At 42.2% G+C, this 15,745-nt stretch carries 16 protein-coding genes; 7 read left to right on the top strand and 9 right to left on the bottom strand.

Going from position 1 to position 15,745, the window contains the following annotated elements:
• Positions 1-49: 49 nt before the first annotated feature.
• Complete coding sequence (gene rpoN, locus MHZ92_RS18850) at positions 50-1,363, top strand: RNA polymerase factor sigma-54 (RefSeq protein WP_239433260.1); 1,314 nt, start codon at positions 50-52, stop codon at positions 1,361-1,363.
• 173 nt (positions 1,364-1,536) lie between these two features.
• Here rpoN and MHZ92_RS18845 read toward each other — a convergent pair whose 3' ends face one another.
• From MHZ92_RS18845 to MHZ92_RS18825, 5 genes are read right to left on the bottom strand one after another with little or no spacing between them, the layout of a single operon-like run.
• Positions 1,537-3,027: an aldehyde dehydrogenase family protein gene (locus MHZ92_RS18845; protein WP_239433259.1), complete on the bottom strand. Its 1,491-nt coding sequence runs from the start codon at positions 3,025-3,027 to the stop codon at positions 1,537-1,539.
• Positions 3,028-3,032: 5 nt separating this feature from the next.
• Positions 3,033-3,938, bottom strand: coding sequence for a 4-hydroxy-tetrahydrodipicolinate synthase (gene dapA, locus MHZ92_RS18840; RefSeq protein ID WP_239433258.1), 906 nt, complete (start codon positions 3,936-3,938; stop codon positions 3,033-3,035).
• 53 nt (positions 3,939-3,991) lie between these two features.
• Positions 3,992-4,906 (bottom strand): proline racemase family protein, encoded by a 915-nt coding sequence (locus MHZ92_RS18835; RefSeq protein ID WP_239433257.1) that lies wholly within the window; start codon positions 4,904-4,906, stop codon positions 3,992-3,994.
• 29 nt (positions 4,907-4,935) lie between these two features.
• On the bottom strand, positions 4,936-5,955 hold the full coding sequence (locus MHZ92_RS18830) for a proline racemase family protein (RefSeq protein WP_239433256.1): 1,020 nt from the start codon (positions 5,953-5,955) through the stop codon (positions 4,936-4,938).
• Positions 5,955-7,127 carry an NAD(P)/FAD-dependent oxidoreductase gene (locus tag MHZ92_RS18825; protein ID WP_239433300.1) on the bottom strand — a complete coding sequence of 391 codons (1,173 nt, stop codon included), beginning with the start codon at positions 7,125-7,127 and terminating at the stop codon, positions 5,955-5,957. The genes MHZ92_RS18830 and MHZ92_RS18825 overlap by 1 nt, the downstream gene beginning before the upstream one ends.
• 169 nt (positions 7,128-7,296) lie before the next feature.
• On the opposite strand from MHZ92_RS18825, the gene MHZ92_RS18820 reads away from it, so the two are divergent.
• The 6 genes from MHZ92_RS18820 (at position 7,297) to MHZ92_RS18795 (ending at position 13,032) form a co-directional block, all read left to right on the top strand.
• Positions 7,297-9,027 (top strand): sigma-54 interaction domain-containing protein, encoded by a 1,731-nt coding sequence (locus tag MHZ92_RS18820; protein WP_239433255.1) that lies wholly within the window; start codon positions 7,297-7,299, stop codon positions 9,025-9,027.
• 69 nt (positions 9,028-9,096) lie between these two features.
• Positions 9,097-9,372, top strand: a complete 276-nt coding sequence (locus MHZ92_RS18815) for a (2Fe-2S)-binding protein (RefSeq protein WP_239433254.1) — start codon at positions 9,097-9,099, stop codon at positions 9,370-9,372.
• Positions 9,365-9,703 (top strand): (2Fe-2S)-binding protein, encoded by a 339-nt coding sequence (locus MHZ92_RS18810; RefSeq protein ID WP_239433253.1) that lies wholly within the window; start codon positions 9,365-9,367, stop codon positions 9,701-9,703. The genes MHZ92_RS18815 and MHZ92_RS18810 overlap by 8 nt, the downstream gene beginning before the upstream one ends.
• Positions 9,696-10,910, top strand: a complete 1,215-nt coding sequence (locus MHZ92_RS18805) for an NAD(P)/FAD-dependent oxidoreductase (protein WP_239433252.1) — start codon at positions 9,696-9,698, stop codon at positions 10,908-10,910. The genes MHZ92_RS18810 and MHZ92_RS18805 overlap by 8 nt, the downstream gene beginning before the upstream one ends.
• A 255-nt stretch (positions 10,911-11,165) precedes the next feature.
• The gene (locus tag MHZ92_RS18800; protein WP_239433251.1) at positions 11,166-12,029 is read left to right on the top strand and encodes a polysaccharide deacetylase family protein; all 864 of its coding nucleotides are present in this window, start codon (positions 11,166-11,168) and stop codon (positions 12,027-12,029) included.
• Between the two features lie 274 nt (positions 12,030-12,303).
• Positions 12,304-13,032, top strand: coding sequence for a YwaF family protein (locus MHZ92_RS18795; protein ID WP_239433250.1), 729 nt, complete (start codon positions 12,304-12,306; stop codon positions 13,030-13,032).
• Between the two features lie 390 nt (positions 13,033-13,422).
• Here the strand turns inward: MHZ92_RS18795 and MHZ92_RS18790 are convergent, their stop codons facing one another.
• The 4 genes from MHZ92_RS18790 to MHZ92_RS18775 form a co-directional block, all read right to left on the bottom strand.
• Positions 13,423-13,710 carry a hypothetical protein gene (locus MHZ92_RS18790; RefSeq protein WP_239433249.1) on the bottom strand — a complete coding sequence of 96 codons (288 nt, stop codon included), beginning with the start codon at positions 13,708-13,710 and terminating at the stop codon, positions 13,423-13,425.
• On the bottom strand, positions 13,707-14,624 hold the full coding sequence (locus tag MHZ92_RS18785; RefSeq protein ID WP_239433248.1) for an HD-GYP domain-containing protein: 918 nt from the start codon (positions 14,622-14,624) through the stop codon (positions 13,707-13,709). Before MHZ92_RS18785 ends, MHZ92_RS18790 begins: the two co-directional genes overlap by 4 nt.
• Positions 14,625-14,916: 292 nt before the next feature.
• Positions 14,917-15,420, bottom strand: a complete 504-nt coding sequence (locus MHZ92_RS18780; protein ID WP_239433247.1) for a hypothetical protein — start codon at positions 15,418-15,420, stop codon at positions 14,917-14,919.
• Position 15,421: 1 nt separating this feature from the next.
• Complete coding sequence (locus MHZ92_RS18775; protein WP_239433246.1) at positions 15,422-15,625, bottom strand: helix-turn-helix transcriptional regulator; 204 nt, start codon at positions 15,623-15,625, stop codon at positions 15,422-15,424.
• Between the last annotated feature and the right edge of the window lie 120 nt (positions 15,626-15,745).

Genomic DNA, 15,745 nt, shown 5'->3' with positions numbered 1-15,745 from the left:
GTTGCAAACGCTTACATACCATTAGCGTTTATAAGGAGGGGGAGTTTTCATGGAGCTTGTTCTCCAGCAGCGACAAGAGATTAGTCTACTGATGACTATACAACTAAGGCAAGCCATTGAATTGTTACAATATACGACCCAGGAGCTTGAACAATATATTAGGCAACAGGAATTGGAAAACCCACTCATTGAACTGAAGGAAAAAGAGGATCGTAAAGGATACGAGGAAAGAGTTAACTACCGCTCTTCATATTCCGGCACCTCTGAGATGCCGACAGAATCGATACAGAGCAACGATAGAAACAGACGGGATGAATTGTACGAACATGCCAAGTTCATGTATAAGGACGAGTTTACACAAAAATTGATACGTTACATTATCTATAACCTTGATGAAAAAGGCTATTTACCCGACTTGTATGCTGATGCAGGCAGCCCCTTGGAATTCAATGACGAACAGATTGAAAAAGGTATTCATCTTCTACAACAGTTGGGACCGATCGGGATCGGTGCACGGAGCCTGAAGGAATGTCTCCTTTTGCAAATTTCCCATCTATACCCGGAAAACGTAATGGCTGCTGAACTAGTGCAATATCATCTGGACCTGGTCGCCGATCGGAAATGGAATGACATTGCATCCAAGATGAAGATTACGATGGCTGAAGTGAAAGAGCTGCATGACTTCATCCTCTCGCTTAATCCACGGCCTTGTTCATTCTCTGGTGATCACTCAACGGAGTTCATGACACCGGATATTATTGTTGAAATGAAAGATAATGAGTTTGTTTTTCACTTGAATGACGGCTATTTGCCGACGATCCAATTGAATAAGGATTATTCACATTATCTCCAAGCAAAAGATGATGTATCAAAATATATCCAGAACCAATATAAGAACTATCAATGGCTGTTAACGAGTATCGAACAACGACGCAATACAATCATTAAAATTGTAGCGGTTCTGCTGGAAAGACAGAAGAAATTCTTTGAAAATGGCTTATCCTCATTGAAGCCTCTGACATTGAAAGAAGTAGCTAATGAGATTGAAATGCATGAATCCACTGTGAGCCGAGCGACTGCGAATAAAGTGATCCAAACACCTCACGGCACTTACGAGCTACGTACTCTTTTCACTTCCAAACTGGAAACATCAAGCGGTGATAGCATTTCCCAGACGAAAGTAAAGGTACTTTTAAAGGAGTTCATCGCCTCAGAGAATAAATTCAAACCGTATTCAGATCAAAAAATTGCTGAATACTTTAATACGAAAAAGGGGATTTCCATCTCAAGACGGACGATTAGTAAATATCGTGAAGAATTACGGATTCCCCCATCTAGTAAACGGAAGGAAATTCGAGTTTAGCCGTTTCTCAAATCTGCTTACAATTGAAAGAGACCGCTCTACCAGTAGGTGTCCAACTGGTGTAGCGGTCTCTTTTTCTATTTTAATAAGGGGGGTTGAATTCACTGTAGATATTTGGGGAAATATCTACAGAAGTTATATTTCATTCGCTTTCCGATGGGGACCGGAATCAATTATTGCTTAATGTTCACAAAAACACTTTTCACTTCTGTGTAGTTCGCCAATCCATATTCTCCACCCATTTCACGGCCTATACCGGATTGCTTGTAGCCACCGAACGGCATTGTCTCCCATTCAAGACCGAAGTCGTTCACCCAAACAGTTCCCGCTTGGAGTTTACTTGCGATGTAGTGGCCTTTCTTAATGTTTTCTGTCCATACGCTTGCAGCCAGTCCGTAGTCGCTGTCGTTTGCACGCTTGATGACTTCCTCGACCGTGTCGAAGACAAAGATGGAAAGGACAGGTCCGAAGATTTCCTCGCGTGCAATCGTCATATGATCCTCGACATCCGCGAAGACGGTCGGTTGTACGTAGAAGCCTTTATCGTGCGCCCTTTCGCCGCCTGCGACAAGCCGTGCACCTTCCGCTATCCCCTGTTCGATGTATCCGAGGACCGTTTTCTGTTGTTTTGCAGAGACGAGAGGTCCCATATCTGTTGACGGATCCAAGCCAGGTCCGACTGTCAATGCTTTCGCTTTTTCAGCAAATGCTTCTACGAATTGATCGTAAAGGCCGCGCTGAACGAAAACACGTGTAGTTGCACTACAATTTTGCCCGTGGTTATACATTGTACCCGCGAATGTACCTTCGATCGCCTCTTTAACGTTCGCATCCTCGAGTACGATTGCCGGTGATTTACCGCCAAGCTCAAGTGTGATCCCTTTTATTTGTTCCGCTGCTTTTTTCATCACTTCTTTACCAACAGCTGTTGAACCTGTGAATGCCACTTTGTCGACGCCTTTATGCGTGATGATGGCCTCTCCTGCAACGCGTCCCTCCCCTGGAACTATATTGACAACGCCGTCCGGGAATCCCGCTTCTTTGAACAATTTAGCTGCATATAGAAGGGAAAGTGGTGTTTCACTTGCGGGCTTGATGACGACTGTACAGCCTACCGCAAGAGCAGAACCGAGTTTCCATGCTGCCATCGCGAGCGGGAAGTTCCAAGGAATAATTTGCCCAACAACGCCAACCGGCTCATGGACGATATAGTTCAAGTAATCCGGGGAAACTTGCACCGTTTGACCTGTGATTTTTGTTGCCCAGCCTGCGTAATAACGGAAATGTTGAATTGTTCCATCCACATCATCTGCAAGTGCAGTTTCATACGGTTTTCCATTATCGAGTGATTCGAGTTGTGCAAGCTCTTCACGGTTCGCTTCCAATAGGTCAGCAAATTTATATATGAGGCGAGAACGTGTCGCCGCGTCCATCTTCGTCCATTCCCCCTCATCGAACGCCTTGCGAGCAGCCGCAACGGCAATCTCAACGTCTTCCGCTTGTGCCTCACTCACTTTTGCAATTACTTCCTCGGTCGCCGGATCGAGTACGTCAAATGTCATCCCACTTTTCGCCTCAACATATTCCCCGTTGATGTAAAGACCTTTTACACCTTCAAGGAATGCTTTGACTTTTGGTTTTAGATCATAATTAACCGTTTGCATGAGATTCACCCCACTTCTTGGATTTTAAGCACGCCTAAATCTGCCATCAATTCTTTCAATTTTGCATCCTCTTCTGCATTCAATGGGAGTCTTGGTAGACGGCAAGGACCACCCGCCAATCCTTTCAATTCCATTGCACGTTTTGTAATTTGAACATATTTGCCCGATCCTTCAAGGTATTCGCAAAGCGGGAGCAATTTGTCGTATAGTTTCCAAGCTTCGTCCAATTCGCCTGCTTGTATATGGTTGTACATCTCAGTCACTAGACCCGGCACGATATTACCGGATACGGAGATCCAGCCCGTTGCGCCCACTAAGAATGATTCAATCGCAAGATCCTCGGAACCACAAAACACTTCAATAAAGCCTTCGCCTTGACGTGCGATGTCTCGCGCCTTACCAATGCCACCACTTGATTCTTTGATGTGCGTAATGTTCTCGACATCGCGTCCTACGCGTAAAATTGTTTCCGTGCTAATGTCAACGCCGGTTGTGAATGGATTGTTGTAGATCATGATCGGGAATTTGACCGATTCTGCAACCGCTTTGAAGTGCGCATAGATTTCATCCTCTTTCGGATGTGCATAGTATGAATTGATCAAGAGCGCTGCGTCTGCGCCTGCCTTCTCTGCTTGTTGTGTATATTCGATTGCATCTGCAGTCGTTTCAGCTGCTGTACCAACAAGCAACGGAATACGTCCGTTCACTTGTTCAACTGCAACTTCAACCGCTTTAAATCGCTCTTCTTTTGTCAAACTTACGAATTCGCCCGTACTACCGTTAATTGCGATGCCTGCAACGCCTTCCGTGACAAAATGTTCGATGTTGTTGCGGAACCCGTCCCAGTCGATTTCCTGTTGATTCAACATCGGGGTTACTAGTACTGGAAATACGCCTTCTAATTTAACCATCTATAATTCCTCCAAGTATACTTATGATATTTTCCATACGGACAAGCCGATTCTTATGCCAAAAGGAAACCGTTTTCCAATGGATCTTCCGGATCAAAGATGAATTCATGGGACCCGGTTACGAATGGTACTGCTTGAATAGAAAATCGGTTTTCATCCCCCGATTGTGAATGTACTGTTAATGAACTACCAAAAATACTTTCATTTTCAAGGACAGTTGTAGACTCCTTTGTATTAAGAAGCGTCATAAGTGCAAAACTGCTATCCACGCCCGGAGACCGAAGAATATAGCCATCTTTTTCAAATGTGACGGAGCGGACATGATTCGAGTCTTTTAGTTGTTCAACGAGGATTACACCGTCAAAGGCGATATTCGCTTTTGCAAGCTCCCTAGTTTTAGCGATCCCCCAATTGTTTACCGCCGCTAAATGCTCCAGTTCAATTCCCTCAATGGACTCAGGCAAATTGTAGATCAGGTAGTTCCGGGTGTTATCAACGGAAACCGCCGCTGCATCGACTTCGGATTCGGTCACCGTAAAGACACCGCTCACCAATTCAACGGCGGTCACTTCCTGATTGTCAACCTTGGCTTGCACTGTGTAGATGCCGTGTACCGTTTCCACTTTATAAGAATCATCTGCAGTTCTCTTCAAGTTCCCTGTCTCAATGAGTGCCGTGACAGTCGCTAGCAACCCTTCATACTTGAAATTGTTACTTCCTTCATGATTAAAGAATATCAATTGAAAATCCGCCGTAAGGGATGACGTGACGATACAACCGTTCATGCCTCGATGTCCCCGTGGTTCATTCAACAACAGATTCTTCTCAGTCTCGAAGTTATTTGCTAACTCCATATGATTGGTGTTGACATTAGCCCCAATAAAAGTGATTGGGGACTGGATGACGATACGGAACGCTTCTCCAACGACATGTGTGTCGATCGTAAAATACATCTTTTCATAGTTCATGTAGACTACCTCCTTTCGAATACAGCAGTTTAGTGGTCCATTGGTGGAATGAGCAGATACCCTTCACGCAATGGATCTTCTTCGTTGTAGAAGAAGCGATGCATCCCCATGACCCATGCAGAACCCGTTACTTCTGGAATGACTGCATCCAAGTCTTTTACTTTTGTTTCTTCTAGGACACGCGCTTTGAACAGCGTACCTACAATACTTTCATAGACGAAGAGTTCATCGAGACCAAGCTCTTTTCTCTTGTACAATGTTGCAAGCTTAGCTGAAGTACCTGTCCCACATGGTGAGCGGTCAATTCCACCCGGCGGTACGATGACCGTATTTTTCAAGTCTGCATCCGGATGAGTAGGATCAGTGTAAAACTCGATATGCGTTAACCCATTGATGAATGGGTATTCCGGATGGACAATTTTTTCAGTCGCGTTGATCGCATTCCGGATGTCAATCCCAATATTAATAATGTTCGTCGCGTTGTTTTCCACTAGCGGAATGCCTAATTTGCGAGCGTCGATAATCCCATAGAAGTTACCGCCGTAAGCGATATCACATTCTACATGACCAATACCTTCAACATCGATTTCAATTGATTTCAACAAGAAGGATGGCACGTTGACGAACGTCACTTCTTTCGCTATTCCATCGACGACTTGGACGTCTACATTAATAAGGCCAGCTGGTGTATCGACTTTGATATTCGTTACAGGTTCTTTTACTTCAATTAATCCCGCCTCGATTAATGCGGTACAAAATCCGATCGTATCGTGGCCACACATTGGCAAGTAGCCGCCTGTTTCAATATAAATAACACCGACATCGGCATCAGGATGGCAAGGATCTGTCATTAACGCGCCTGACATGACTCCGTGGCCCCTTGGTTCATTCATTAAGAACTTCCGAATCCAATCATAATGCTCTTCCATATACAACATTTTTTCAGACATCGTATTCCCTTTCAATGGCGGTAAGCCACTGATGAGGGTCCTTGTCGGATTCCCGCCCGTATGTGTATCGATTGTTGTAAACACTCGTTGATACTTCATTAAATTGTCACCGCCTGTTTGAATCGTTCTAATCGTAATGGTTCAATTGGGATACATGTTTCCTTATCCGCAAGCATCTCTTCCACCAATTTTCCGGTCACCGCTGCCAAACTGATACCGTCACCTTCATGGCCTGCCGCGATATAGTAACCAGGAATATGGTCGACACGTGAAATGATCGGTAGATGATCTTCCGTCCAAGGACGTAATCCGGCATACGTACGAATCACTGTCATATCTGCTATTTTCGGATAGAATCGGACAGCCCTTCTCGCAATATACTTGATGACTTCATGATCAACTTTTGTATCGAAGCCCGCGAATTGACGGCTACTTCCAATAAGGAAGTTCTGCGACTCCGTTGGTTCAAAAACGAGCGCAACGCCATATTTTTCTGTCATCGGATCCACTGTACGCTGCCCGCCAAATTTGGAGATGAGGTAACCGAACTCCATTACCTTCCGAAGTCCTACAGGTTGTTGTCTTGAAGCGACGATCAATTGCCCTTTTCTCGGGAATATCGGAATGTCGAGCCCTAACATTTCGCCGATTCTCGGGGCCCATACGCCGCCGGCATTGACTACTTTGTTAGCGGAATAGGTTCCGTTGTTCGTTTCAATGATGAATTTGCCTGAAGCATCTCTTGTCGTATTTTTCACTTCTGTATGAGTATGAATTTTAGCTCCCTGTTTTTCAGCACTGTGAAATAAGGAATATGTCAACATGTATGGATTGACTGTCGAATCCGTTTTACACTCCAGGCCTCCGTATAAATCATCTGCAAAGTACTTTGACTCATTACGAAGATCGGCGCGATCCAGCATCTTGAAATCAAGACCGACTGCTTGCTGACGGCTCACCCATTGATGTGCCGCTTCCATTTCAGCATCATTTTCGCAAACAAGGATACTGCCAGGGTTGCGGTACTCAAAGGAAACTTCCAAATCCTTGCTTAACTCATGGACCAGTTGCTGGCTTTTTAATGACATCTGACTATCAAAGCCGGGATCTTTATCAATGGCGAGGATATTTCCGTCGCATCTTGAGGATGTGCCGCTCGCTAATTCGTTCTTTTCAAGAACGGTTATATCTAAACTGGCTTTCGATCCGTAATAGGCTATTGCTGCACCGATAATGCCTCCACCGATAACAACAACATCCCGATGTTGAATGCTATTCAAAAAAACCCTCCTCTCATTTGTATGTTCATTTAAATCTAATGCAATTAACATGCCAACAACTTACAAACCATTAATTATATTCCTCTATTGAATTTTCAATCTATTAATGTAAAAATAGTTAGACAAACACAATTTTTTAGACAATGGGGTGGCTAAATAAATGAACAGTACACAACATCTACTCGAAAAAGTAATGGACACGGATTTCTACATCATGGATGCACAAATTGATCAGGCTTCATTAAAAGAAAAAATCATGCAGGAAACACCAACAAAAATATTTCTCCAAGACAATCACACAGTCCAATATGTGCAGTTATCCGAAACGACAAGTGAGCTATTCTATGATCCTTGTCCTGTTTATCCCATCACCAGTCCAATTGAACACATCGTTTCGACACTCACGCACGATAATCATGTGTTACTGACAGATGACAAAGGTATCTATGCAGGTTTCGTCAATACAGAAATCCTTTCCAAGAAGCTTTTGAATGAATATCAACAGATGCAAGCCTATCTGGATACGATCCTTCAAACAATTGATGAATCTTGCACTGTCATTGACCGCGATACAAACGTGGTGTATTGGACAAAAGGAGCTGAAAAGATATTCTCCATCAAAGCGAAAGATATCATCGGGAAGCCTATCACCGATTTTTTCAATTCCGACCAGTTGGAGATTCTAAATACATTAAAAAGTGGCTCGTCCGTCTATCATAGGCAGCACCATGCACGGAATGACCTTGCCGTCATGATCAATTCAAACCCCGTCTACTACAATGATGAGATCATCGGCGCCGTCGTCTCTGAAACGGATATTACAAGCCAAATCCGGTTGAATAATGAACTGTTTATGACTTCAGAAAAATTGTTCTCGTTAGAGGAGGAAGTCCGTAAATCATTGCCGACTGTCAACCCGTTCAGCTATATCAAAGGCAACAGCCCTGCACTGAAGGAGACGATGTCCATCGCAGAGAAAGCAGCAACAACTAATGTTAGCGTTTTAATTTACGGGGAAAGCGGTGTAGGGAAAGAGCTTTTCGCAAAAGCAATTCATCATTTGCGTGAAAAGCCAAATGCCCCATTTGTTGCGATTAACTGTGGAGCAATTCCGAGTGGTTTATTCGAAAGTGAGATTTTCGGTTACGAAAAAGGCGCATTTTCAGGAGCCGATCAAAAAGGGAAGAAAGGGAAAGTCGAATTGGCAAGAGGAGGTACGCTATTCCTTGACGAAATCGGCGAAATGCCACTCGAGATGCAGGTGAAAATCTTGCGTTTATTACAGGAAAAGAAATTCTACCCCGTCGGTGGAACGAAAGAAATCGAAGCAGATTTCCGCGTTGTGGCAGCGACGAACCGTGACTTGAAAGAGCTTGTGAAAGAGGGGAAATTCCGAGAGGATCTTTACTACCGCTTGAATGTCGTCAACTTCAAAGTGCCGCCACTCCGCGAACGTCCCGAGGACATTATCGAATTGACGCATTACTTCCTTTACGAAATCTCGGTGAAATACAACCGCCCAATCCATGGTATTTCACAAGCTGTCATGCAATCCTTGCTGCGGCACTCATGGCCCGGCAATATCCGCGAATTAAGGAATGTTGTTGAACGATTAGTTGTTTTTTCAGATAATGGCAATATAAAACTCGAGGACTTACCAATTGAAATGGAGCGGATATCAAATCCTTCCAGTCCGACTCCAGACCTGCAACACGCCCAATTGACGGTAGATGAGAACCTATCATTGAGTGAGCAGTTGCAACAATACGAAAAGGACATCATCTTAAGAGAGTTGAGCAAGGTCAATGGAAATAAACTAGAATGCGCCAAAAATCTAAATATCACACGAGCCACATTGTATAACCGAATGAATAGATTAGGGATTAAATAATGCTGTTGGCACGGTTCTTGCATAAATTTATACATGTACAAAGTATAAGTTTACGCAGGGGTGATATACATGGCGGAAAATAAAATGGTCATATGTAGATGCGAAGAAGTAACATACGAGGAATTGGTGAAAACAGCTGAAAGATATAGCTGTTCACCAAGGGAATTGAAACTCCGTACTCGGGCTGGAATGGGCTATTGCGGCGGTAGAACATGCCGGAATGCAGTGGATAGCATTGCTCTTTCATCAACTGAAAGAAATGTCTCAGAAATCACTTTGAAATATCAGCCACCAATCCGTCCGATCAGCTTCAGCAAGCTAGGAGAGGTGGTAAACAATGACTAAAAGAATTATTCATCATCCTGTTCTTGATCAAATAGATGACACAGACACAGTTTCCTTCACGTTTGATAATAAGAAATATAAAGCGTTGCGAGATGAGCCGATTGCCGCGGCATTACTTGCAAACGGAATACGCACACTCCGCAACCATGAAGAAACCGGTACACCTAGAGGAATCTACTGTAATATCGGGCATTGTTTTGAATGCCGTGTCACAGTGGATGGAAAACAAGGGGTTCGCGCTTGTTTGACACCGATCCAAGAAGGCATGGACGTCACAAGCGGTGAAAAACTATTGACATCGGTGCGCGACTGGAGGGCAAATAATGAGTAAAGTGATCATTATCGGAGCAGGTCCTGCTGGCTTATCTGCAGCAATCACCATTGCTGAAAACGGACTAAACGTCCTTGTCATCGATGAATACATGAAACCGGGTGGCAGATTATTAGGCCAGCTATACGAAGAGACGAACGGCAATTGGTGGAATGGGATCAAGGAATCACAAAACCTTTTCGATAAAGCGGTGGCTGCAGGTGTGGAAATTAAATTGAAAACTCCTGTATCCAACATTGAAAAAATGGATGATATATGGAACGTCTATACGGAAGATGAAGTCTATACAACATCCCACTTATTGCTTGCAACTGGTGCTGCGGAAGCTCCACTGCCGATTCCAGGCTGGACACTTCCAGGCGTCATGTCCGTCGGAGCCGCTCAAGTCATGACGAACGTCCACCGTGTGAAGCCGGGCGAACGAGGCGTCATCGTTGGCGTCAACGTGTTATCTTCCGCTATCGCGATGGAATTGAAACTGGCTGGCATCGACATTGCAGCCATTACGTTACCGAAAATGAATATTGTTACGGAAAAATCCGGGAATCCATTAGATGTCATGAATTCACTCTTGCACGTGTCCCATATGGCGCCATCCGCCTTCGTGAAAATGGGAAGCAAGCTGATGAAAAACGATTTTATGAAAAGGATGGGAATCACATTCTTTCCGAAAAACGGTGTGAAAATGTGGGATATTCCGATTATGCTCCGTAAAGCGGTCGTCGAAATCTACGGCGAAAGCCAAGTCGAAGGCGTTACAATCGCGACAATTAGTCCTGCAGGAGAAGTTATACCTGGCACTGAAGAGAAAATTGCAGCGGACTTCGTTTGTATCGCGGGCGGGTTGTACCCATTAGCGGAGCTAGCGGCAGTTGCCGGATGCCCGTTCTACCATATCGAAGAATTGGGCGGTTATGTACCACTTCATAACGAACGGATGGAATCGCCGCTTGAAGGGCTCTACGTTGCAGGAAACATTACAGGAATCGAAGGTGCCAAAGTGGCGATCAGCCAAGGTGTCACCGCTGGACTCGCAATCGTCAACAGCATAGACGGCGGCAAGCAAGAAGCCAAACTCAATGACTCCATTAAAGCGATCGAAGAAACACGGAACGATGCTTATATCCAGTTCCATCCTGAAGTAAAAACAGGAAAACAAAAGTTGCTGAACTTTTGGAATGAACATCAGAAAGCTGTCGTTAGCTAATAATGAATGAATTTGACTGCCGGTTGCCTCAATTAAACGTTGAGAGGATCGGCAGTTTTTTATGATTATCCTATCGTCATTAAGAATTATCCAAGCAGAATAGCAAGGTTACTCACCATAGTCGGTCTCTCCATAAGGCTTAACACCCCCTTCACTTCTTTTTGAATAAATAACCCTCTTTCGTCAAACATAACGGCAGTGGTGAAAAAAAGAGTCCCTGTTAAGACACGTATAAATAAAAAAGGAGATGAATGGATGAGAGATCGAATATTCAAGTTGTTGTTGGTTACGGGGTTTTTATTTTGTTTGCATATAACCGATATCATGGCTGCTTATGCGAATGAGGAACCGTTGGTAAATGTATCGTGGCAATGGTCGAAAGCAGTTATACAAAATGATCCAAATTTGCCTGACCTTGACGGAGGATCTGAAAATTCCAGTCGGAAACTTCAACAGCCTGTTGACCTAAGAATTTTACAACAACGGTATCCAGATATATTTTTCTTACAAGGTCCTACTGATCAAAAACGAGTTGCTTTAACTTTTGATGATGGTCCTGACCCACGTTTTACAAATGGTGTATTAGATGTATTAAAACAGTACAATGTACCAGCAACATTCTTCGTATTAGGTTCAAGAGCCGTTGCCAATCCGGATATTGTCAAGCGAATGCAAAACGAGGGTCATGTGATCGGAAACCATACGTACTCCCATCCTAACCTTGTCCAAGAATCCGACCTCAAAACCTTAGAGCGGCAAGTAACTAGAACGGAAATTGCTCTTAACGACATTATTGGTTACCGGACAAAATTATTTAGACCACCCTATGGCTTCTTATACAATGAATTAGTCGAAAAGCTTCGCGAAATGAACTATTACGTGATTGCCTGGTCGGTTGATTCGTTGGATTGGCAGGAAGATCCACCGGCAGTTATTGCTTCGAATGTAGTAGACAACATTCATTCAGGCGCGATTATTCTCCTGCACGATGGAGCAGAAGCGAGTGGAGATCGAACTAATACAATCGAAGCGCTTCGCCAAATTATTCCAACCCTGCAAGAGCAAGGATACGAATTTGTCACAGTTCCTGAATTGTTGAATATTCCCTTTATGAAATAGGGACGGACGAACGGTGCCTGTGCATCACACATTTATGACAATTCAATGAAGGTAATTTATATACAGAAAGAAGCCGACCAATTGTTGATACGGTCGGCTTCTTTATTTATTTTATGCAATTGTAGTGTATTGTCTGAATAGCACGCTGCACAGGCACCCGCACAATGTCAAGACTGCTTACGATAGACGGTCCAACCAGGAATTTTATATCGGATATAAACTAATTAAAATGCACACCTTAAGCTTGATAGGACAAAGTAAAGGTGGAAAAAAGATGTTTTTTGGTCCAAGTAATATCTCTTCAAAGTTCAACTTATTTTCAATAAGTCATTTAGTGATATTGACACTATTCATTCTAATTGGTGTAGCAATTTTTCATTATCGTTATAAATTGAATGATGACAAATGTAGAAAAGCTGAGATTGGAGTAGCCATTTCTTTGATTTTATCCGAATTGATCTATCACTTTTGGATGATCCAAAACGGAATTTGGAAAATCGGAAGATCCTTGCCGTTAGAGTTGTGCAATATTGGACTCATACTTTGTGTTATGTTATTGCTGACGAGAAAAAAAATATTCTTTGAAACACTATTTTTTATATCTCTATTGGGTGCTACTCAAGCAATTTTAACTCCTGCATTAAGTTACAATTTTCCACACTTTCGATTTTTTCATTTTTTCTACACACATATGATGATTGTATGGGTGATTTTATTTTTCATGTGGGCAAAGGGATATTACCCAACTTTCAAGTCCGTATTAAAGCTTATTATCTTCCTCAATCTACTTTTACCAGTAATCTTATTTGTGAACAAACGCTATAACGGGAACTATTGGTTTTTACGCCACAAACCTGATAGCCTCAGTCTCTTTGATTTGTTAGGTCCTTATCCTTGGTACATTTTTACGTTGGAAGGTTTATTGTTATTACTTAGCTTTGGAGTATGGCTACTATGGAGACGAGGAGAGTCTGTTAAGAATTGTTCGCAGGTTGGAGATTGATTAAGAATATTTTTATTAAATTTACCTCTGTATTCTCCCAACAATCAAAATCCCCCCTAAACAATCCTTATCAAGACCTAAATAATACGTATTGGTGGTGCCTGTGCATCACCAATTTATGACAATTCAATCCTGGCCAGCAGCATGGAATGCGAAATACTGGAGATGAACGCTTCATTTGTATCAGGGTTGCAGGCCCGATGCCAATGGATGTTATTTTACCTTAAATCGTTGTGTGATTAATAAAGGATGTCTCTTTCAGTTTTTAAATTGTCAGAGACATCTTTTTATGTTGGAATGCGTGCTTCTTTGGGCGCGGAACGTACTTTCAATAAATGAAAAGGACTTCCTATCAGCATAAAAAAGCTTCAAGGCAGTCCTTACATGCTATTAAAACATTGCTCTAGCAGGGTCAATTCCTAAAATAGTTTGTCCATCTAGTTCAAGCCAGATGTAATAATAATCTATTTCAAGTCCTGTTGTTGTCTTTAAACTCTTATGCACACCTTCCTGAAGTTTAAATGACTTTTCAGCGGTATTTAGGGGAATGGACAAATTAAGTCCGCTATTAATAGAAATGGTTTTGTCCGCTTCTTTAACATATCTGGCGCCAGCTACTCCAACAAAAATAGTTTGAAATAGGATTACAGTAGTAAATATTAATAGAACCTTTTTCATAATATCACCTCCTTTTCGACACTCAATTTATCTCTTAGTGATAAAAAGGCATCCACAACTTCTGGATTGAACATAGTACCTTTGTTGTTTTCTATTTCTTCAAACGCAATGTTTATATCCAAACCTTTTCGGTAAACACGATCTGAGGTCATTGCATCAAAAGCGTCAACAACTGAAATGATGGCAGCTTCGATACTAATTTCTTCACCTTTAAGGTTTTTGGGATATCCTTTACCATCAAATCTTTCGTGGTGTTGTTCTACAATTTCTCCTGCTTTAATTAAGTCTACAAAATTGGTTTCATTTAGTATTTCTTTTCCCCAAGTGGTATGCTTTTTCATTATTTCATATTCCTCATCAGTTAACTTGGAGGGTTTATTTAATATTTTCTCTGGAACTTTTACTTTTCCGACATCATGAAGAAAGGCGGCTAAATTTAATATGTAAATTTCATTCGATGATAATCCCAAAACATTCCCAACCATCATAGAAAGTTCCTTAATCCTCTCACAATGATCGGCTGTATACCCATCTTTTTGTTCAACTTGCAAAGCTAAATCCATCATATCTGTAACAGCGTTACTGTAGAAATGAAATTGGGGTTGGGAAGTCACATATAAAAAATCCACATCGGTTTTTGCAATAAAAATGGAGTGCTCAGTTACTGGACAAGCATTAACGGAATCTCCTGCCTCTAGTAGTATCTCGCCATCAGGTGAAAGATAAATAAGTTCGCCGGACAGTATGGTGAAATGTTCCAATGCCGTCCAGTCATCTTCAGGAGCCATTGCCCAGCGTGCGCCTTTATATAGTTTGTGGAGAATAACTTCAGTCCCATCCCCAGAGGCCAATAAGGAAAGCTCCATACCTTTCATAGAGATTTTGGAGATTGAATTTCTCTTGTAGATTTTCATACGAATTCACCTCGTATATTCGATTATGTACTATTGAATATATACCATTAATAATGAATGACTATATCACTATTAGTACATACACAACTATTATACTACTTGAAAATAGAAATTAATAGATTACACCTACTTAAAAAGACGAAAATTACTTGGCCATTCAGATGATCAAATTACGAAGAATGTATACCTCCTTGTTATGAAAGAAATGAAAAAAGAAGCTTCCCATAAGTTTGCCCAACTCATGAGAAGCCTCCGTGAAAAACTTCATGCTGCCTTAAGAAATATACGATGATCATTCGGCGTCCTCTTTCATATACCTTCTAATTGTACGGTAATAAATAAAATATTGTCCAATTGCGAGCATTAGCAAAATGTTCAGCATGCCGAACTTCCCAAACGGTACTATCAAATAGAATGCTGCAAGGAATGGAAGTGCCACTGTGAAGTAAGAATAGACTTTCTGTGTCGCACGTCTTGTAACTTCCTCAAACAACTCGTCATCCTCCAAATATTCCTGCGCCTTCAATGTCATGAATTTCATTTGACGACCTGGATTTCGCTTATTATGTTGTTGCATTTTCCATCTAAATATAAGAAGATACATAACTAAAACCGCGAGCCAAGCGGAAAGGCTCCAAAAGCCGAAGCCATCTAAACTCAACTGTAATAGGAAGCTATCCGTACCATTTGAGAATTTATAGTCCGATGTGAATCCAATTATCGTTGAGAGAGCAATCAGCAACAGAATGAACCCCATTTGCCATAACGGATACGTATACCTCATATCCCCTTTCATTTCATTCCTCCCCTTCTAACCAAAATACTTCGTTCAAATCACATTGGAATGCTTGTGCAATCTTCAATGCCAGCGTAACAGATGGTGAAAACTCCCCTTTTTCAATAAATCCGATCGTCTGCCGTGTGACACCAACCATTTTGGCGAGATCACTTTGGGTATATTCATGACGGGCACGCAGCTCCCTAACCTTGTTTCTCAGCATGTCAATTCCTCCTACCCCCAATGTATACTATTCTTAACATATAGTAAAGTATTATTAACATTAAGTTAGGAATTCTTAACGAAGTAGTTAGGAGAGTTTCTGTTCTATATGCGTTTGTCA

This window comes from Sporosarcina sp. ACRSL, assembly GCF_022346605.1.
In the GTDB taxonomy this organism is placed as follows: Bacteria; Bacillota; Bacilli; order Bacillales_A; family Planococcaceae; genus Sporosarcina.
This window is presented reverse-complemented; position numbering and strand designations above follow the sequence as displayed.

Bases quoted from the DNA above. Each gene is read 5' to 3' on its own strand.
- dapA (WP_239433258.1), bottom strand. From the start codon at position 3,938: ATGGTTAAATTAGAAGGCGTATTTCCAGTACTAGTAACCCCGATGTTG.
- MHZ92_RS18800 (WP_239433251.1), top strand. From the start codon at position 11,166: ATGAGAGATCGAATATTCAAGTTGTTGTTGGTTACGGGGTTTTTATTT.
- MHZ92_RS18835 (WP_239433257.1), bottom strand. From the start codon at position 4,906: ATGAACTATGAAAAGATGTATTTTACGATCGACACACATGTCGTTGGA.
- rpoN (WP_239433260.1), top strand. From the start codon at position 50: ATGGAGCTTGTTCTCCAGCAGCGACAAGAGATTAGTCTACTGATGACT.
- MHZ92_RS18775 (WP_239433246.1), bottom strand. From the start codon at position 15,625: ATGCTGAGAAACAAGGTTAGGGAGCTGCGTGCCCGTCATGAATATACC.
- MHZ92_RS18805 (WP_239433252.1), top strand. From the start codon at position 9,696: ATGAGTAAAGTGATCATTATCGGAGCAGGTCCTGCTGGCTTATCTGCA.
- MHZ92_RS18820 (WP_239433255.1), top strand. From the start codon at position 7,297: ATGAACAGTACACAACATCTACTCGAAAAAGTAATGGACACGGATTTC.
- MHZ92_RS18790 (WP_239433249.1), bottom strand. From the start codon at position 13,710: ATGAAAAAGGTTCTATTAATATTTACTACTGTAATCCTATTTCAAACT.
- MHZ92_RS18780 (WP_239433247.1), bottom strand. From the start codon at position 15,420: ATGAAAGGGGATATGAGGTATACGTATCCGTTATGGCAAATGGGGTTC.
- MHZ92_RS18810 (WP_239433253.1), top strand. From the start codon at position 9,365: ATGACTAAAAGAATTATTCATCATCCTGTTCTTGATCAAATAGATGAC.
- MHZ92_RS18845 (WP_239433259.1), bottom strand. From the start codon at position 3,027: ATGCAAACGGTTAATTATGATCTAAAACCAAAAGTCAAAGCATTCCTT.
- MHZ92_RS18795 (WP_239433250.1), top strand. From the start codon at position 12,304: ATGTTTTTTGGTCCAAGTAATATCTCTTCAAAGTTCAACTTATTTTCA.
- MHZ92_RS18830 (WP_239433256.1), bottom strand. From the start codon at position 5,955: ATGAAGTATCAACGAGTGTTTACAACAATCGATACACATACGGGCGGG.
- MHZ92_RS18785 (WP_239433248.1), bottom strand. From the start codon at position 14,624: ATGAAAATCTACAAGAGAAATTCAATCTCCAAAATCTCTATGAAAGGT.
- MHZ92_RS18815 (WP_239433254.1), top strand. From the start codon at position 9,097: ATGGCGGAAAATAAAATGGTCATATGTAGATGCGAAGAAGTAACATAC.